Here is an 18,742-nt window from a genome sequence, read left to right on the forward strand (position 1 = left end):
ATGAATTGTGCTGCGATCAAACAGAAACTGGCTGCCATCGGGGCCGGTTCGGTAAGCGAAACGGAATACGGACGCAAGGGTTTTGCCTTGGACGTGCAGGTTGCCCCGGAGCAGCTTGTCGCCGCGGTCTCGGCGCTCGATGCGGAAGGATTTTTCATCGAGGCGGTCACCGGCGTGGATTGGCTGGGCGAGCAGGCGGCCCTGCGCAAGGAAGCGGAGGCAAAAGTTGCCGCAGCGGCCAAGGCCAAGGCCGAGGCTGCTGCCGCGGCGGGAGAGGAAGCCCCCCCTGCCGAGCCGGTTGCCGAACAGGGCGAGCTTCCCGAAGACGCGCTGGAGGCGGTGTACGACTTCAACCATTACGAAGCGCTCTGCCGGGTGACGATCAGAACCAGGGTGCCCCGCAGCAAGCCCGAGGTTCCCACCATTTCGCAGATCTATCCCGGCGCCAACTGGCATGAGCGGGAAACCCATGATTTCTTCGGCATCACCTTTGTCGGCCACCCCTATCTCGTGCCGTTGCTGTTGCCGGAAGATGCTGATTATCATCCTTTGCTAAAGGATTTTCGCCCATGAGCGCCTTTGCCGAAAGTGAAGCCAAAGAAACATTTGTCTTAAACCTCGGGCCCCAGCATCCTGCCACCCATGGGGTTTTGCGGGTCAAGCTGACCATGGACGGCGAGTACATCGCCGAGGCGGAGCCGGTACTGGGCTACATCCATCGCATGCACGAGAAGATGGGGGAAAACCGGACTTGGGCCCAGTTTATGCCCAACACCGGACGGATGGATTATCTCCATGCCCTGGCCTACAACCACGGCTATGTTTCCGTGGTGGAGCGGGCCGCTGGCATCGAGGTGCCGGAGCGGGCCGAATACCTGCGGGTGATCACCGCCGAGTTGAACCGGGTTTCCAGCCATCTTCTCTGGTTTGGCGCCTTTATCCTGGATCTGGGCGGGTTTTCCCCGCTGCTCTATGCCTTTGACGACAGGGAACATATCCTTGACCTGCTGGAATCGGTAACCGGTTCGCGCCTCACCTATTGCTATTTCCGCTTCGGCGGGGTGTACAACGATATCGACGACAATTTTGTTCCCGGGACCAGGGCCTTTATCAAGCGGTTGCGCGAGCGGATGCCCATGTACCACAATCTGGTCACCAAGAACATCATTCTGATGAAACGGCTCCAGGAGGTCGGACCGATTTCCGCGGAGATGTGCCGCAAATACGGGGCAACCGGCCCGGTGTGCCGCGGCTCCGGCATCAATTTTGATGTGCGCAAGCACGAGCCGTATTCCATCTACCCGGAATTCGACTTCGATGTGCCGGTGTACGAGCAATGCGATTCCATGGCCCGCTACATGGTGCGGATGGACGAGATTGAGCAGAGTCTGCGCATTATCGAACAGGCCCTGGATAAATTGCCCGAAGGCCCGGTCATGGCGGAGAAGGTTCCCAAGATCCTCAAGCCCGCCAAGGGCGATTATTACCATGCCGTGGAAACGGCGCGCGGTTCGTTCGGCGTGCGGGTGGTCAGCGACGGGACAAACACCCCGTACCGCTTGAAACTGCGTTCCCCAACCTTTTCCAATTTGAGCCTTTTTGGCGAGGCCTGTCAGGGCATGCTGCTGCCTGACGCCCTTGCCTTGATGGGAAGCCTGGATTTGGTCATCCCTGAGATAGACAGGTAAGGAGCTTCGTTATGTATGTGGATCCTGAAATAATACGGCTGCTGGCATTCCTCGTCGGAGTGATCGCCTTTGCCGCCCTGAACGCCGCCTACCTGGTCTGGCTTGAGCGCAAAGAGGCCGCGCATATCCAGCGGAGGATCGGACCCAAGGAGGTCGGCCCCTTTGGCCTGCTCCAGCCTTTGGTCGACGGCATCAAGCTGATGACCAAGCAGCTCATTGTGCCGGCCGGGGTTGATCCGGTCCTGTTCAAGATCGCTCCGATCCTGGTCATGGTCCCAGCGATCATGAGCTTTGTCACCATCCCCTTCAGCGATACGCTGGTGGCGCGGAATCTGGACATCGGCCTCTTGGCCATCTTCGCCTTTGCCTCGGTGAACGTCTTGGGTCTTCTCCTGGGCGCTTGGGGCTCGCGCAACAAGTATGCGGTTATCTCCGCGGCCCGTGTGGTTTCCCAGAACGTGGCCTACGAGATTCCCATGCTGGTCACGGTGGTGACCCTGGTGATGATCAGCGGCACCATGAATCTCAGTAAGATCGTGGGGCTGCAGTTGGGCGGCTTCTGGAACTGGAATATTTTCAACCTTTCCGCCAGCCCCCTGATGCCCATTGCTTTTTTGATCTTCTTTGTCTGCATGCTGGCCGAGACCAACCGGGCGCCTTTCGACATGGCCGAGGCGGAGAGCGAGCTGGTGGCCGGCGCTTTTACCGAGTACTCGGGCATGGGCTTCGGCGTCTTTTTCATGGGCGAGTATGCCAACATCGTCATCGGCGCCAGTGTGGCCACCATCCTTTTCCTGGGCGGCTGGGATTGTCCCTTCGGGCTTTTCCCCGGGGTGCACTGGTTCCTGATCAAGATGTACTTCCTGATCTTCACAGTCATCTGGATCCGTTGGACCTATCCGCGCACAACCTTTTACGGGCTGCTCAATCTTTCCTGGAAGATTTTGATCCCGATCTCCTTTGTTAACCTGATTCTTACCAGTGCCATGTTGAAGGTGTTTTAACCATGATCGACTATCTCAGAGAGATTATCAGCGGGACCTGGAGCCTGTTTGTCGGCCTGGGGATTACCATCCGGTATTTTTTCCAGCCGGTGGTGACGGTGCAGTATCCGCACCAGACCTTGCCCATGACCCCGCGCTTTCGGGGGCATATCGAGCTGGTGAAGGACGAGGAAACCGGCGAGACCAAGTGCATTGTCTGCGGCATGTGCCAGAAGGCGTGTCCTTCGAACTGCATCACGGTGAATGGCGAAAAACGGGAAGGGGTCAAGGGCAAGGTGTTGACCGAGTACACCCTGGATTTCACCAAATGCAGTCTGTGCGGGCTCTGTGTCGAAAGCTGTCCGACCGCGGCAATCACCTTTTCCAAGGATTACAACCTCGCTGGCGTCAGAAAGGAAGCGTACATCTTTGATCTCAAAAAACGTTTGGAGGCAAAGAACTGATGGTGTCCCTGTTTTCGGTTGAAGGCCTTTCCGGCCTCTTGTTTTTCTGCTTTATCGGGCTGACCCTGGCTGGGGCTGTTATTGCCACCAGCGCCCGCAGCCTGATCCGCAGCGTGGCAGGGCTGGCCCTCTGCTTTCTTGGGGTGGCCGGGCTCTACTACTATCTCAACAGCCCCTTTGTCGCCCTGATGCAGATCCTGATCTATGTTGGCGCGGTTTGTGTCACCATCATCTTTGCCGTGATGCTGGCCGGATCGTCCGAGCTCAAACAGCTCACCCAGCGCAACGGGCTGGTCGGCCCCCTGGCTATCCTGGCCAGCGGAATTTTGGTCTTTGCCTTGGCTGGGCTGGCCCTGAAAACGGAATGGCTTGCCGCTCCTTGCCTGGTCAATCGCGGCACGGTTGAGGACCTTGGCCAGTCGTTGCTCACCACATACAGCATGAGCTTCGAGCTGATTTCCGTTGTCTTATTGGTGGCGGTGATAGGCTCGCTGGTTTTGGCCCGGCAGGGGAGGGATAAGTAATGGAAATTCTTGTGCTCAGCAACAGCCTGCACACCTATCTGGTGATCGGCGCCCTGCTTTTCGGCATCGGCTTTTACGGCCTGGTCCAGCGCCAGACCTTTATCGGCATGTTGATCTCCGCGGAATTGATCTTAAGCGGAGCGTCCCTCAACTTCATGGCCTTTAACCGTTTTTTGGCCCCTGATCCCACGGTGGGGCAGGTCTTTACTCTGTTCATCATGGCCATTGCCGCTGCCGAGTGCGCCATTGCCCTGAGCATAATCATCGCCGTCTATCGGAACTACAAATCCATCGACACCGAAGATGTCGTGGATCTGCAAGGTTAGAGAGGAAAGGAATAAGGGACATGGATACAATTGTTTCCGTAAAACCGCTGCTCGCCATACTGACGGCCCTGGCCGGGGCTGTTCTCGTGATGATGTCCGGTCGCAAGCCCAATATCAGGGAGTCGTGGTCCTTTATCGCGGCGGTGACGATGTTCGGCATCATCGCCTCGATGATCACCACCGTTGCCCCGGCGCCCCTGGGCGAGGGCAAGACCATCGTCTATCAGTTGTTCCGGATACTGCCTGGCGTTTCCGTCACCCTGCGGGTAGACGCCTTTTCCATGATCTTCGCCGTGGTCGCCTCCTTTCTCTGGATGCTGGCGGTGTTCTATTCCTTGGGCTATATGCGCGGGTTGCACGAGCATGCGCAGACCCGGTTCAACGCCTGTTTCGCCCTGTCCCTGTTCGGCGCCATCGGCGTGGCTTTTTCCGACAATCTTTTCACCCTCTATCTCTTCTACGAGATCGTCAGCATCTGCACCTACCCGCTGGTTGCCCATCATCAAGATGAAGAGGGCTACGAGGGAGCCAAGAAGTACATCGTCTATCTGACCACCACGGCCAAGGGTTTGGTGCTGCCTGCCATGATCCTCATCTATGTGCTCACCGGCACCCTTGATTTTGCCGACAACATCCGCACCGGCATCTTCTCCGGCGGCACCGTTGATGCTCACGGCGCCCTGGTGACCATGCTTTATGTCTTCTGTCTCCTGGGTTTCGCCAAGAACGGCATCATGCCTTTCCACAACTGGCTTCCCGGCGCCATGGTGGCCCCGACCCCGGTTTCCGCTTTGTTGCATGCCGTGGCCGTGGTCAAGGTCGGCGTGTTCTGCACCACCAGGGTCATGCTCTATGTCTTTGGCACCGATGTGATGCATGGGTTGAATCTTGGTATCCCCACCGCTTATTTTGTTTCCTTCACCATCCTGGTGGCCTCGATCATCGCCCTGTCCAAGGATAACCTCAAGGCCCGGCTCGCCTATTCCACGGTGAGTCAGCTCTCCTACATTATCCTCGGCGTGGCTCTCCTTACCCCCAGCGGCATTCAGGGCGGGCTGGTGCATATCGCCAACCATGCCTTTTCCAAGATCACCCTGTTTTTCTGCGCCGGCGCCATCTATGTGGCAACCCACAAGAAATGCATCTCCGAGATGAGCGGCCTGGGCCGGACCATGCCCTTCACCTTTGCCGCCTTCGGCATCGCCTCGCTCAGCATGATCGGCGCGCCGCCGGTTGCCGGGTTTGTCACCAAATGGAAACTCCTGGTCGGGACCATGGAAATGGAGTCCCACTATATCGGCATTTTGCTGGTACTGCTGGCCTCCACCCTGCTGAACGTGGCCTATTTCGCGCCGGTGACCTATCGGGCTTTCTTCGGTAAACGGCCGGAAGGCGAAGTTTACGAAGGGGTTAAGGAGGCGCCTCTGGCCATGGTGGTGCCCATCATGATTGCCGCGATCATCTCGGTGGTCATCGGCATCTACCCTGATTTTATGATGAACTTTGTCAAGGCGGTGACGGGATGATAGTGAAACTGATTGATTTTCTGCGTGACCGGTTGCAACTGGTCATCCGCCTGTCCTATGTCGGGCTGGCGCTTCTGGTGGCTTGGGACGTTGTCTTTGTTTCCAAGGAACATGCCCATACCGCGGCTGAGCGGATCCCGGGTTTCTGGGCGGCTTTCGGCTTTATCGCCTGTGTGGTGATCATCATTGTTTCCAAGTGGTACGGCCACCTGGGGATCATGACCCGTGAGGATTACTATGATAACTGATTTCTGGCTGCATCCAGCCCTGATACTCATTGTTGGCGCCTTTATCCTGCCGTTTTTGCCCAAATGGCTGAAGCGGCCCTATCTGGTCATTGTTCCGACCCTGGCCTTTCTGGATGTGCTCTCCATGCAGGGACAGCACGGCACCTTCGGGGTGGTCCGTTTTCTCGACTGGTACCTCACCTTTGGCCGGGTGGATGGGTTGAGCATGGTTTTTGCCTACATCATGACCCTAATGTGCATCATCGGCACCATCTACGGGCTGCATGTGGAGGATGATTTCCAGCATGTCGCGGCGTGGCTCTATGTGGCAGGCTCATTAGGGGTTATCTTCTGCGCCGATTATCTGGTGCTCTTCCTCTTCTGGGAGCTGATGGCCTTTGCTTCGGTCTTTCTCGTCTGGTTCCGCAGGCGGCCCGAATCCCTGGCCGTGGGCTACCGCTATCTGCTGGTGCATACCGCGGGCGGCCTCGCCCTGCTGGCCGGGTTGATTCTTCGTTACCAGGCCACCGGCGGCGACCTCTCCTTCGGCCCCATCGGCGTGGGCAGCCCGAGCCTTTCCACCTACCTGATCATGATCGGTTTTCTCCTGAATGCCGCAGTGCCGCCGTTCCATGCTTGGCTGCCTGACGCCTACGGGGAAGCGACCGTTACCGGCGCGGTTTTCATGTGCGCCTTCACCACGAAAACCGCGGTTTATGCCCTGGCCCGCGCCTTTGCTGGCATGGAGATTTTGGTGCCGCTGGGGGTGTGCATGGCCCTCTACGGTGTTGTCTACGCGGTGCTTGAAAACGATGCCCGGCGACTGCTGGCCTACCACATCATCAGCCAGGTCGGCTACATGGTGGCAGGGGTGGGCATCGGCACCGAGCTAGCCATCAACGGCGCCTGCGCCCACGCCTTTGCCCATATCCTCTACAAGGGTTTGCTGTTCATGGGCTGCGGGTCGGTGCTGCATATGACCGGCAAGAGCAAGTTCTCAGAACTGGGCGGCCTGTACAAAAAAATGCCCATGGCCTTTGTTTTTACCATGATCGGAGGGCTGTCCATCTCCGCCTTTCCGCTCTTTTCCGGCTTTGTCAGCAAGGCGATGATCGTGGCTGCAGGCTTTGAGGTCCACAACTACTGGGCCGCCTTCCTGCTGACCCTGGCCTCGGCCGGCACCTTTCTCCACACCGGTCTTAAGGTGCCCTATTTCATCTGGTTCGGCAAAAACAACTGCAGCAAGGAAACCTGGGACAAGGCCGCGGATCCGCCATGGAACATGCAGCTCGGCATGGGTATTGCCGCTTTCCTCTGCATCCTGATCGGCAGCTACACCCCGTATCTCTATAACATGCTGCCGTATCCGCAGATTGCCGCGGGCTATCATCCGTACACCGCGTATCATTTGTCGGAGACCTTGCAGATTCTCCTCTTTACCGCCGTGGGCTTCTTTTTGCTCATCAAGAAGCTGGCGCCGGAGCCCAAGATCAGCATCGATCTGGACTGGTTCTATCGCATGGGCGGCCGCGGATTTCTTTGGCTGGCGAAAAGACCCATCCAGTGGGCAGACAGTTGTGTCAGCGAGGGGTATCGTTACATCGGATTGATGCCGTTGATGACCACGGCCAAGTTCTGGTCCTGGTTTGACTGGCACGCCATTGACGGTGTGGTCGACGGCCTGGCAAAAACGGTGCGCAACATCGGCGGCCTGGTGCGGCGGCTGCAGAGCGGCCAGTTGCAGTACAATATTTTTTATGCGGTATCCTTTGTTGCAGTTGCTCTGGTCCTGTACGTATTTGCCTAAGCCGTCGTCGCTGTGGCACGATGATTTGATGGCCCATTCGGCATAAGGACCCGTAAAGAAAGGGGCCCCCGAGCATAGCGTATTTCGTAACGGCTCCTAATTTTTATTACTGAGGATAGTGGGAATGGACTTTTTGATAATGAATGCGATGGGGTTTCCCATTCTGAGCGCCCTGATCTTTCTGCCCTTGGTCGGCGCCCTGATTTTGTTATGTATTCCCGGGGATACAGCGGCCAAGAATTGGACGATGCTGGTGACCGTGGTCACGGCGCTGGTCTCCCTGCCTCTCTACTGGAATTTTGATGCGACCACCGCGAAATATCAGTTTGGCGAACACGCCTCCTGGATCTCCGCCCTGAATATCAACTATACCCTGGGCATCGACGGCATTTCCCTGCTGCTGGTTCTGCTGACCACCCTGATCATGCCCCTGTGCGTGCTCGGATCCTGGCGCTATATCGACAAGCGGGTCAAGGAATTCATGATCTGTCTGCTGCTCATGGAAACCTCCATGCTCGGCGTGTTCATGGCCCTTGATTTCATTCTCTTTTACCTGTTGTGGGAAGCGATGCTCATCCCCATGTACCTGTTGATCGCGGTTTGGGGCGGACCGCGCAAGGTGTATGCTTCGACCAAATTTTTCCTCTACACCCTGGCGGGCTCGGTCCTGTTGCTTGTTGCCATCATCGGCCTCTATCTTGACCAAGGCACTTTCAGTATTCCCGCCCTGATGGGACAGGATTATTCCACCACCTTTCAGATTGTGGTTTTCCTCGCCTTTTTCCTGGCTTTTGCCATCAAGGTGCCGATGTTCCCCTTCCATACCTGGCTGCCCGCCGCCCATGTCGAGGCGCCCACCGCCGGCAGTGTTATTCTGGCCTCGATCCTGTTGAAAATGGGCACCTACGGCTTCTTGCGCTTTTGTCTGCCCATCACCCCGGAAGCCACCATACTGTTCATCCCCTACATTCTCTGGCTTTCGGTGGTTGGTATTCTGTATGGCGGCTTCACCGCCCTGGCCCAGCAGGACATGAAGAAGCTGATTGCCTATTCCAGCGTCGGGCATATGGGCTTTGTCACCCTTGGTATCTTTGTGCTCAACCAGCAGGGCATCGAGGGGGCGCTTTTGCAGATGATCAATCACGGTATCACCACCGGCGCCCTCTTTTTCTGCGTGGGCATGATTTACGAGCGTACCCATAGCCGGGAGCTGGACGCTGCGGCTGGTCTCGGCAAATACATGCCGGTGTATGTGAGCTTTCTTGCTTTTTTCTCGCTGTCTTCCCTTGCCTTCCCCGGAACCAACAGTTTTGTCGGGGAGTTTATGATCCTGGTTGGCGGTTTTGCCAACAATAAGATCGTGACAGCCTTCGCCATTCCGGGGGCGGTGTTGGCTGCCGCTTACATGTTCCGCATGCTCCAGAGGGTGGCGTGGGGCAGGCCTGTGAATCCGGATCATTCCGGGATCTTGGATCTCAATGTCCGGGAAATTGTAACCCTGGCGCCCTTGCTCTTCTTCGTTTTCTGGATTGGTCTGTCGCCCGAGCCTTTCCTGAGGGTGATGCATGTGAGCGTTACCCACCTCATCGAGCAGGTGGGGTTTGCCTCGGACGGTGCTGTTTCTGTCGCAAAGCTGATGATTCCGTAGCGGAATTTTCTCAAGGATTTAAGGAACTTAGGAGCGGTTGCGAAATAACCAATACAGCGACCATTTCGTTACCGCTCTGTATGCAGGTCGCGGCATTAAACGTTGTAGTTATTTTTGAACAACGGCTTACGCAAAGGATACAAAATGAAGCTCATGCTGTTTGCTCCAGAATTATTTCTTCTCTTGGGGAGTCTGGTCCTTTTTCTGCTCAGCACCGGCAAGGTCGGCGGCAAGACGGCTCGCGCCGTGACGCTGACTCTGGCGCTTGGCAGTGTGCTTGTCTGTTTTGCCTGTCTGCGTCAGGAGGGCACACTTTTTTTTGAGGCGTACCGGATTGATTTCTTCTCGCAGCTCATCAAGCTCGTTATTGCCTTGGGGTTTGCGGTTGTTCTGCTGTTCAGCACGGAGCTCAAGGGCGTTGATGACGAGATCCGCCCCGAATATTATCTGTTCCTGACCTTGAGCACCCTCGGCCTCCTCATGCTGGTAAGCAGCGTGGAGCTGCTCACCATGTTCATCGCCTTGGAGCTCTCTTCCTACTCCCTCTACCTTCTGGTGCCCATGCGCGATGACCGGACGGGAGTGCGGATGCAAATGGAGTCCGCCATCAAGTACATCCTTTTCGGGGTGGTCGCCACCGGGGTGATGCTGTTTGGTATGAGCTATCTCTTTGGTCTCACCGGCACGACCTACCTTGTCGACCTGCTGCCGAGGCTCCACCAGATGATGGGCAGCCCCGCAGCCCTCATCGCCATCGCCATGGTTCTGGGCGGCTTCTTTTTCAAGTTGGCGGTATTCCCCTTCCACTCCTGGGTTCCGGATGTCTATCAGGGGGCTTCCAACGAAACAACCGCGTTCATCGCCTCGGTTCCCAAGGTTGCGGCCGTGGCCATGCTCATCCGTCTTACCGCACTGGCCACCCCGGAAGGCCAAGCTATTGTTACCATGCTCATCATCCTTTCGGTCTGTTCGATGTTTTACGGCAACCTGGTCGCCCTGGTGCAAACCGACATGAAAAGGATGCTCGGCTTCTCGGGCATAGCCCATGCCGGGTACGTCTTGTTGGGTCTCGTCACCATGCAGGAGGTCGGCTATGCCGCCTCGCTGTATTATATCGCCGGCTATCTGGTGATGAACCTTGCCGCCTTTCTGGTTATCTGCAAGGTGTCCGAGCACGGCGAGAACCTTGCGGTTGATGACCTGAGCGGGTTGCACAAGCGCGCCCCCTTGCTGGCCCTGACTCTGGCGGTCAGCATGTTTGCCATGGCCGGAATTCCGCCGTTTGTCGGGTTCATGGGCAAGTTCATGCTGCTGACCGGGGCGTACAAGGCCGGGCATCTTCCCTTGGTCATCCTGGCGGCCATCAATACCGCCATCTCCATCTATTATTATCTCTCCGTGGTTCGGGTGACCTACTCAGCCAGTCCGGAAGATCGTCCCGCCGTATTGGTCGGCGGGGTATCCAAGATGGTAAGTGTTGCCCTGGTCCTGGTCATCATCGCCATGGGGCTTCTTCCCGATCAACTTCTCGAATTGGCCACCGAGGCTGTTCGCGCCATCCTCTAGGTCTCAAGCAGAGGCCTCTCATCCGTGGAGTTTCCGCCTGTGCCCGGGGAGACTCTTGACAAGTGGTAAAATAACTGTATAATCTGCAGAATTATTCGGGCCGGCGGGAATAACTCAGTGGTAGAGTGTCAGCTTCCCAAGCTGAAGGTCGCGGGTTCGAATCCCGTTTCCCGCTCCAGTTAAGTGCCGGCGACTCTGGCCCTCCGACTGGAAAGAAGACGCAATGTTTTCTTGGGGGCATGGGTCCCCGTCCTGACGTGGCGGTGTTTCTCGTATTGTAAGAACCGGTCATTCCGATTCGGTTATTTTTTGAAAGTGGGCTCAGGCCCGCTTTTTTTATTGGTATACTGTGCCATGGAAGAAGAGGCGATAGAATCACCCCTGGTTCGCCGTTTGCTGGAGCTTGCCGGGCCGGTGGTCGAAGATTTGGGCTGTGAACTGGTCGAACTGCAGTTCAGGCGCGAGGCACCCGGTTGGGTTCTCCGTCTTGTCATCGATCATGAAAATGGCGTCTCCATCGACGACTGCGCCAGGATCAGCCGCGAGGTCGCCCATCTTCTCGAGGTGGAAGACCCCATTGAGCAGGCATACAGCCTTGAGGTTTCTTCGCCCGGCCTTGATCGACCGTTGAAGAGCATGAGAGATTTTTTGCGCTGCAAGGGAAAAAAGGCCAAGGTGGTTGTCAGGGAGCCCATCGACGGCCAGAACCAATGGATTGGCCTGATTGAAGATGCGACCCAGGAGTCGGTAACCCTGCGTGTCGATCATGGTATAATAGAAATTCCGTTTATCCGGATGAAAAAGGCCCGTCTGGTTATTGAGTTTTAAAACCGCATGGCCGGTGTTGATCATGGCGAGAGCACCGTTTTCGGTGGCTGATGCCTGGGCGTAATCGCCGAAAGAGAGACAGGAGAGAACAATGCTGTCAGATTTGAAACGAATTATTGATCAGATAAGTAGAGACAAGGGGATTGATCGTCAGTTGCTGGTTGACGCCATCGAGGAAGCGGTAATGTCCGCGGCCAAGAAGAAGTTCGGGCAGCGACGGGAGCTTGAAGCCCGTTATAATGATGAGATCGGTGAGGTTGAACTTTTCCAGTTCCGCAATGTTGTTCCTGCGGTCGAGGATGAGCAGACGGAAATTTCCCTGACCGAGGCCTTGGCTCTTGACCCGGAAGTGCAGCTCGGCGATGAGCTTGGCAGCAAGATGGACAGCGTCGCTGATCTTGGCCGGATTGCAGCGCAGTCCGCCAAGCAGGTGATCATCCAGAAGATGAAGGACGCTGAGTGCAATGTTATTTACGAAATGTACAAGGAGCGCAAGGGCGAGGTGGTCAACGGCATCGTGCAGCGCTTCGAGCGGGGCAATATCATCGTCAATCTCGGACGAACCGACGCCATCCTGCCCACCAAGGAGCAGATGCCCCGCAAGTCGTACCGCCAGGGGGATCGGATCCGGGCCCTGCTTCTTGATGTCCGCCAGAGCAGCAGGGATCCCCAGTTGGTCCTGAGCCGGACCAATGACGAGTTCCTTACCAAACTGTTTGCCATGGAGGTTCCGGAGATTGCCGAAGGAATCGTGAAGATCATGGGGGTAAGCCGCGAGCCTGGCGCCCGCGCCAAGATTGCGGTGAGTTCCTCCGAGTCGGATGTCGATCCGGTTGGCGCCTGTGTCGGGATGAAGGGGTCCCGGGTCCAGAACGTGGTTCAGGAGTTGCAGGGAGAAAAGATCGATATCGTGCCCTGGAGTCCGGATCCGGCCCGTTATGTTTCCAATGCCTTGTCCCCGGCCCAGGTTTCCCTGGTGGTGGTGGACGAGGAGAAGAAAACCTTGCTGGTGGTTGTGCCCGATGACCAGCTTTCCCTGGCCATCGGCAGGCAGGGACAGAATGTGCGCTTGGCCGGTGCTCTTCTCGGCTGGCGGATTGATGTGAAGAGCGAGCAGAAATATGCTAAATTCAGCGAAGAAGGCTTCCAATCGCTTCTCGATGTGCAGGGAATGGACGAAAAGACCGCGGAAGCGCTCTATGACGCGGGCTTTAATTCGGCCCAGGAGTTGGCCCAGGCTGAGGTTGCAACGGTGCTTGCCGAACTGGAATCCCTTGATGAAAACAGGGTTGCCCGTTTGATCGCCTCCGCGCAAAAAGTCAACACCGCCCAGGGGCAGGACGATTCAGAGTCTGCCTCAACCGGGGATGAAGAGAAATAGGTCATTGTGGATGACCACCGTTCCCGGGGGGAGAGGCAGGGCGCCGATCCGGACATGTCTGGGGTGCCGCCAGAGGAAAGCGCAGCCGGAGATGTGGCGCTTTGCCGTGGACAATAGCGGTCGTGTATTGAAGGATTTTCGCGGGAAGCATGATGGGCGTCATGCTTATTGTTGTCAGGATGACGGTTGTCTGCGGAAATTTTTTAAAAACAAAAAAGGATTATCCAGAGCGTTTCGCCAACAAGTGCTGGGATTTGACGAAGGGGTGCAAGACCTCTTCGGGAGTGAGCAATGACAAAAATCAGGGTTTACGAGTTAGCTAAGGAAGCGGAAATGGAAAACAAGGACTTGGTGGCAGCCCTCATTGAGATGGGCTATGCCATTAAATCCCACAGTTCCACTCTGGATGACGAAACCGCACAGGATATCCGGCAAAGACTCGGGATAGGCCAGACTCGGACGGAAGAAAAAAGAATTCAGGGCGCCGGGCGAACGACCATTATCCGCAGAAGAACCAAGACCGTGCCGGTTGAAGTGCCGCCGGCGGAGGAAGCCCCTGTCAGGCCAAGGGTGCCAGCCGTTTCCCAGGAAGAGGCCGAAGAGGCTGTGCCGACCCGGGCCATGGAAACACTCGCGGAAAGCGACGAAGAAGCCGCACGGGGCGAGGTTGCCGAAGTGACCATGCCGTCCGAGCCGAGGGGCGAGGATGAGGAGCCTGAATTGGCTGCGCCGTCGGCGGAAGAAGAAGCCGAGGCTGTCTCGGCCGAGCCCATCGAAGAGGAAGAAATCTCCGGAGCGGAGGTGGTTGAGGAAGAATTGGAAGCGGCTGAGCCCGTGGTGGATGAGAATCATCGCAAGGGGTTCGCCCGAGTGATTAAAAGGGCTGCCATTGTCATTGCGCCCTCCGCCCCTGCCCGTACCTTTACGCCCAGACCGGCGAAAAGGCCTGAGCCGGTGAAAGGAAAACCCGTTGTTGCCCAGCTTCCAGCGGCCAAGGATGAGGGAGACAAGGGCGATGCCCTCAAGGGGAAGAAGGGTAAGCGGTTTGTGAAGTTTACCACCGAGACCGCCGAGCATGACCGGACGAAAAAAGCTCCGGTCCGCACGCAGCGGCAGGCAGATATCGATATCGAGGATGTTGACGATGCGCTTGGCGGAAAAATTCCCGCTGGTTTGCGGGTCGGACGCTCGGTGCGGAGCGGCGGCAAGAAAGGCAAGCGCCAGGGCGCTTCCTTGCAAGTCGCGGAAACAAAGGCGATCAAGAAGCGGATCAAGGTGCTGGAAACCATTACGGTTGGTGATCTTGCCCACCGCATGGGCCTCAAGGTCGGCGAGCTCATTGCCAAATTGCTGGGCATGGGGGTTATGGCCACCATCAATCAGGCCCTTGATGTTGAGACCGCGACCCTGGTAGCCTCGGACTTCGGTTACGAGGTGGAGCAGGGGGTTACCGAGGAGCAGACCATTCTTAATCTGGAAGAACAGGAAGGCGGCGGGGAGATGCTTCCCAGGCCGCCGGTGGTCACGGTCATGGGGCATGTTGACCATGGCAAGACCTCGGTGCTGGACGCCATCCGAAAAACAGACGTGGCTGCCGGCGAGGCCGGTGGCATTACCCAGCATATCGGCGCGCATTATGTGCGGTCGCCGCAGGGGGATGTGGTCTTTCTTGATACTCCGGGCCATGCGGCTTTCACGGAAATGCGTTCCCGTGGCGCCCAGGTGACGGATGTCGTTGTCTTGGTTGTTGCCGCGGATGACGGAGTCATGGACCAGACCCGCGAGGCGGTGAACCATGCCAGGGCGGCCAAGGTTCCCATTCTGGTGTGCGTCAACAAAATCGACAAGCCCGATGCCGATCCCATGCGGGTGAAAAGGGAATTGGCCGACCTGAATCTGGTGAGCGAGGAATGGGGCGGCGACACCATCTTCTGCGAAACCTCGGCCAAAACCGGACAAGGCATTCCCGAACTTTTGGAAAGCATTCATCTGCAGGCGGAAATTCTTGAGCTCAAGGCAGACCCCAACCGGCGCGCCAAGGGGCATGTGATCGAGGCCCAGCTCCACAAAGGCCGCGGGCCCGTGGCCACGGTTCTGATCGAGCAGGGAACCCTGCGGGTCGGCGATGCCTGTGTCGCCGGGATATTCTACGGCAAGGTGCGTTCTTTGACCAACGACCGCGGGGAAAGCGTCAAGGAAGCCGGACCGGCCATCCCCGTCGAGGTGCAGGGGTTGAGCGGGGTGCCGCGGGCTGGGGATGAATTTGTCGTTCTGCCCGATGAAAAACGGGCCAGGAGCGTGAGCGCCGACCGGCAGCTCAAAAGCCGCGAAGCCGAGCTGGGCACCACCACCAAGATTTCCCTGGAAAATCTCTTTGATAAATTGCAGGAAGGAAACGTCAAGGAGTTGCGGGTCGCCCTGCGCGCCGATGTGCAGGGAACCCTGGAGGCCTTCAGCAAAGCCATTGAGGATCTGGCAACCGATGAGGTCAAAGTCAGGATCCTCCATGCCGGCACCGGCACCATAACCGACTCGGATGTCTTGCTCTCCGCAGCATCGGACGCCTTTATCATCGGTTTTAATGTCCGGCCCTCGGCCAAGGTGCAGGAACTCGCCAAAAATGAAAAGGTGGATATCCGCACCTACGACGTAATCTATCATGCCCTGGATGACATCAAGAAGGCCATGGTCGGTCTGCTTGATGCCCGGTACGAGGAAAAGGTTCTCGGCGCGGCCGAGGTCCGGGAAACGTATCAGGTTCCCAAGGTCGGCACCATTGCCGGTTGTTATGTGACCGACGGCAAGATCGAGCGCAACGCCAAGGTCCGGGTCCTGCGCGAAGGCGTGGTGATTTTTACCGGGCAGCTTGCCTCCCTGCGCCGCTTTAAGGATGATGTCAAGGATGTGCAGAGCGGATATGAGTGCGGTATCGGGGTTGCCAACTATAACGACCTCAGAATCGGCGACGTGCTTGAGTTCTTTGTTCTGAAAGAGGTTGAAAGAGAGCTGTAATGGCGGCCGGAAAAACAAAATCACGGTTCGGCCTGCCTGCCGGCCTCGCGCGAAGCGAGCCGAAAAGGCGGCCAATCCGGGTGGCGGATGCCATCAAGGCCGAGATTGCTTCCCTGTTTGTGCGCAAGATCAGCGATCCCCGGTTGTACAATATTGTCATCACCTCGGTGGAGGTGAGCGATGATCTTGGACATGCCCGGGTTATGTATAGTATACTGGGAAACGAAGAGCCCAAGGATGTTGCCAAGGGGCTGGAGAGCTGCAAGGGATTCATCAGAAGCAACCTGGCCAAGGCTTTGGCGCTGCGGCATGTGCCGGTGCTTGATTTCCGGCTGGATCTCGCGGGCCAGAAGCAGGCGGAAATGGAACAACTGCTCAGGGAGATAGCGAAAGAAGATGGATCATCCCCGTGAAGAGATTGTTCGTACCCTGAAAGCGGCCAAGAATGTCCTGGTGTCGACCCATATCCACCCGGACGGCGACGCCCTTGGCTCGCAGATCGCCATGGGCAATATCCTGCGTTCCCTGGGAAAGAATGTTTTTTTGTACGGCGAGGAGCAGGTTTCCCATCTGTACCGGTTTCTGCCGGGCAGCGCAGGGATCGAGTCGTTGTTGCCTGCCCTGAACGGCTTTGATTGCGCCATTGCCCTGGACTGTGGCGATTGCCACAGGCTGGGCGCGGCCATGGACTCCCTGCTGACCGTGCATCCCTTTGTGGTTGTTGATCATCATGTCGGCCATCAGGAGTTTGGCGATCTTCGCTGGATTGCCCCGGATCGCGCCTCAACCGGCGAGATGGTCTATGACCTGGCCGAGGCCCTGGGCGCCGAGCTCAGCTACGAATCCGCCTATTGCCTGTATGCAGCCATTGTTTCCGATACCGGCTCCTTTAAATATTCCTCGACCAGTGCCGAAACCTTTCGTATCGCAGGCGAGCTTCTCCGCAAAGGGGTAAAGCCGGCCGAGGTTTCCGGCAAGCTGTTTGATAATTTCACGGTCAAGCGCCTCAACCTCATGCGGCTGGTTCTTGATTCGCTGCAATTGTATGCCGATGACCAACTGGCAATCATCGCGGCTCCGCGGGAAGTCTTTCTCAGAACCGGCACCACCCAGGCGGATGCGGAAACCTTTATCAATTATCCTCGCTCCCTGAATACCGTCAAGGTCGCGGTCTTTTTGAAAGAAACGGAGAAGGGCTTGGTTTCGGTAAGTTTGCGTTCCAAGGGCAAGGATCACGATGTGGCGCAGATTGCCGCCGCCTTTGGTGGCGGCGGGCATCGTAATGCGGCCGGGTGCAAGCTGCGGGACACCAGCATTGGCGAGGTGCGGGAAAAACTGCTGGCCGAGTTGTTGCCCCTGGTAACGCGTTAAGATGATGGAGCTTCCACCGGAGATGCCAGCCGAGGCCGAGGTTGCCTTGGCCGGGAAACCACCCGTTGCCGAACCGGCCCTTGCGGCCGGTATTTTTTTGGTGGATAAACCGGTGGGGCCGAGTTCCTTCCGGATGGTGCAACTGGTGCGCCGGGCTTTGTCCATTAAGAAAGTGGGGCATGCCGGCACCCTTGATCCCTTTGCCTCCGGCTTGCTGATCATCTGCGTGGGACGTCCTGCCACCCGCCTGATCTCGCAGTTCATGGACGGAAGCAAGCGTTATGAGGCGGTGCTCCAGCTTGGCATCGAAACCGCCACCCAGGATCTTGAGGGAGAGGTCACTGCCCGGCATGAGGTCAGGGCCTTTGGGCAAGAGGAGCTGGCGCATTGCCTGGCCGGATTTGTGGGCGAGCAAATGCAGACCCCGCCGCAGTATTCGGCGCTCAAGCATAAGGGCAAGCCCCTCTATCATTATGCCCGGCAGGGAATCACCATTGAGAAGGCGCCGCGGCTGATAACGATTTCACGGTTAGAGCTACTGGAGGCTGGACCAGACACCTTGCGCATTCTGGTGGACTGCAGCAAGGGCACCTATATCCGCACCCTGGCCGCGGATATTGGGCGCGGCCTTGGCTGCGGCGCCCATCTTATTGCCTTGCGGCGCCTGCGGAGCGGACCGTTCACCGTGGATGACGCCGTGGATGGCGCGGTGCTTCAGGATTCCCTTTCGGCGCGGCAGGAGCTGCTGGCCAAGACCCTGAGCGTGGAAGAGGTTCTGGCGAAGCTGGCCCGGCAAGAGTGATCGTGGATTGGCAAAAAGCACGCAATGACATTCAATTGACATTGTCGCAGGGATCATTTATTAAGAGGCGTACCCAATTAGGAATCGATGGTTGAAGCCGTCGCTCAACACACTTGTACAATTGAGATCCCGTAAACGGCATAAGGAGCCGTAACGAAAAGGCTCAGAGAGTACAGGTTGTTTCGCAACGGTTCCTAAATTTCTGTCGATCTCCCGAATTATTAATTCTAGTGCACGAGGAAGTCATGACACTGCAAGCGGAACAGAAAAAAGAGATTATCACCCAATACGCCCATCACGAAAAGGACACCGGCTCACCGGAGGTGCAGATTGCCCTGCTGAGTTCCCGGATCACCTATCTGACCGAGCATTTCAAGGAGCACAAGAAAGACCATCACTCCCGGCGCGGGCTGCTGAAGCTGGTCGGCCAGAGACGGCGGCTCCTGAACTACCTCAAAGGCAAAAACGTTGATCTGTACCGTGATCTGATTCAAAAGCTTGGCATCAGAAAGTAAGATGCGATAACAGCCACCGCCGGGTATCTGGCGGTGGCTCCATTTTTGCCCCTGTATGCAATCCGGCATCGCCG

Annotated in this window: 19 protein-coding genes and 1 tRNA gene; all 20 read left to right on the top strand. The window is 57.1% G+C overall.

What is annotated here, in order from left to right; translation table 11 throughout:
* The 20 genes from MWR57_RS14045 to rpsO all read left to right on the top strand — a co-directional run bounded on the left by MWR57_RS14045 (position 1) and on the right by rpsO (position 18,668).
* Entirely contained in the window at positions 1–573 is a 573-nt protein-coding gene (locus MWR57_RS14045; protein ID WP_423125449.1) for an NADH-quinone oxidoreductase subunit C, read from the top strand.
* Entirely contained in the window at positions 570–1,688 is a 1,119-nt protein-coding gene (locus MWR57_RS14050; protein WP_423125450.1) for an NADH-quinone oxidoreductase subunit D, read from the top strand. The genes MWR57_RS14045 and MWR57_RS14050 overlap by 4 nt, the downstream gene beginning before the upstream one ends.
* Positions 1,689–1,699: 11 nt before the next feature.
* Positions 1,700–2,692 carry an NADH-quinone oxidoreductase subunit NuoH gene (nuoH, locus tag MWR57_RS14055; protein ID WP_423125451.1) on the top strand — a complete coding sequence of 331 codons (993 nt, stop codon included), beginning with the start codon at positions 1,700–1,702 and terminating at the stop codon, positions 2,690–2,692.
* A 2-nt stretch (positions 2,693–2,694) separates the two neighbouring features.
* Positions 2,695–3,135: a NuoI/complex I 23 kDa subunit family protein gene (locus MWR57_RS14060; protein ID WP_423125452.1), complete on the top strand. Its 441-nt coding sequence runs from the start codon at positions 2,695–2,697 to the stop codon at positions 3,133–3,135.
* Entirely contained in the window at positions 3,135–3,659 is a 525-nt protein-coding gene (locus MWR57_RS14065) for an NADH-quinone oxidoreductase subunit J family protein (protein ID WP_423125453.1), read from the top strand. The genes MWR57_RS14060 and MWR57_RS14065 overlap by 1 nt, the downstream gene beginning before the upstream one ends.
* Positions 3,659–3,985, top strand: a complete 327-nt coding sequence (gene nuoK, locus MWR57_RS14070) for an NADH-quinone oxidoreductase subunit NuoK (RefSeq protein ID WP_423125454.1) — start codon at positions 3,659–3,661, stop codon at positions 3,983–3,985. The genes MWR57_RS14065 and nuoK overlap by 1 nt, the downstream gene beginning before the upstream one ends.
* Before the next feature lie 20 nt (positions 3,986–4,005).
* Positions 4,006–5,511 carry a monovalent cation/H+ antiporter subunit D family protein gene (locus MWR57_RS14075; protein WP_423125455.1) on the top strand — a complete coding sequence of 502 codons (1,506 nt, stop codon included), beginning with the start codon at positions 4,006–4,008 and terminating at the stop codon, positions 5,509–5,511.
* A complete protein-coding gene (locus MWR57_RS14080; RefSeq protein WP_423125456.1) occupies positions 5,508–5,759 on the top strand; it encodes a hypothetical protein in 252 nt (83 codons plus the stop codon). Before MWR57_RS14075 ends, MWR57_RS14080 begins: the two co-directional genes overlap by 4 nt.
* Positions 5,749–7,545 (top strand): Na(+)/H(+) antiporter subunit D, encoded by a 1,797-nt coding sequence (locus MWR57_RS14085; protein ID WP_423125457.1) that lies wholly within the window; start codon positions 5,749–5,751, stop codon positions 7,543–7,545. Before MWR57_RS14080 ends, MWR57_RS14085 begins: the two co-directional genes overlap by 11 nt.
* Before the next feature lie 124 nt (positions 7,546–7,669).
* Entirely contained in the window at positions 7,670–9,193 is a 1,524-nt protein-coding gene (locus MWR57_RS14090) for an NADH-quinone oxidoreductase subunit M (RefSeq protein ID WP_423125458.1), read from the top strand.
* A 144-nt stretch (positions 9,194–9,337) separates the two neighbouring features.
* Positions 9,338–10,759 (top strand): NADH-quinone oxidoreductase subunit N, encoded by a 1,422-nt coding sequence (locus MWR57_RS14095; protein WP_423125459.1) that lies wholly within the window; start codon positions 9,338–9,340, stop codon positions 10,757–10,759.
* A gap of 103 nt (positions 10,760–10,862) precedes the next feature.
* A tRNA-Gly gene (locus MWR57_RS14100) sits at positions 10,863–10,937 on the top strand.
* Positions 10,938–11,113: 176 nt separating this feature from the next.
* Complete coding sequence (locus MWR57_RS14105; RefSeq protein WP_423125460.1) at positions 11,114–11,587, top strand: ribosome maturation factor RimP; 474 nt, start codon at positions 11,114–11,116, stop codon at positions 11,585–11,587.
* Positions 11,588–11,678: 91 nt separating this feature from the next.
* A complete protein-coding gene (gene nusA / locus MWR57_RS14110; protein ID WP_423125461.1) occupies positions 11,679–12,968 on the top strand; it encodes a transcription termination factor NusA in 1,290 nt (429 codons plus the stop codon).
* A gap of 10 nt (positions 12,969–12,978) precedes the next feature.
* A complete protein-coding gene (locus tag MWR57_RS14115; RefSeq protein WP_423125462.1) occupies positions 12,979–13,263 on the top strand; it encodes a YlxR family protein in 285 nt (94 codons plus the stop codon).
* A complete protein-coding gene (gene infB / locus MWR57_RS14120) occupies positions 13,260–15,980 on the top strand; it encodes a translation initiation factor IF-2 (protein WP_423125463.1) in 2,721 nt (906 codons plus the stop codon). The genes MWR57_RS14115 and infB overlap by 4 nt, the downstream gene beginning before the upstream one ends.
* A complete protein-coding gene (rbfA, locus tag MWR57_RS14125) occupies positions 15,980–16,393 on the top strand; it encodes a 30S ribosome-binding factor RbfA (protein WP_423125464.1) in 414 nt (137 codons plus the stop codon). The genes infB and rbfA overlap by 1 nt, the downstream gene beginning before the upstream one ends.
* Positions 16,377–17,351 (top strand): DHH family phosphoesterase, encoded by a 975-nt coding sequence (locus tag MWR57_RS14130; protein WP_423125465.1) that lies wholly within the window; start codon positions 16,377–16,379, stop codon positions 17,349–17,351. Before rbfA ends, MWR57_RS14130 begins: the two co-directional genes overlap by 17 nt.
* Before the next feature lies 1 nt (position 17,352).
* Positions 17,353–18,153, top strand: a complete 801-nt coding sequence (gene truB, locus MWR57_RS14135; protein WP_423125466.1) for a tRNA pseudouridine(55) synthase TruB — start codon at positions 17,353–17,355, stop codon at positions 18,151–18,153.
* 245 nt (positions 18,154–18,398) lie between these two features.
* A complete protein-coding gene (gene rpsO, locus MWR57_RS14140; RefSeq protein ID WP_423125467.1) occupies positions 18,399–18,668 on the top strand; it encodes a 30S ribosomal protein S15 in 270 nt (89 codons plus the stop codon).
* Positions 18,669–18,742: the final 74 nt, after the last annotated feature.

Origin of the sequence: Hydrosulfovibrio ferrireducens (genome assembly GCF_046883345.1) — a bacterium.
In the GTDB taxonomy this organism is placed as follows: domain Bacteria; phylum Desulfobacterota; class Desulfobulbia; order Desulfobulbales; family Desulfurivibrionaceae; genus Thiovibrio; species Thiovibrio ferrireducens.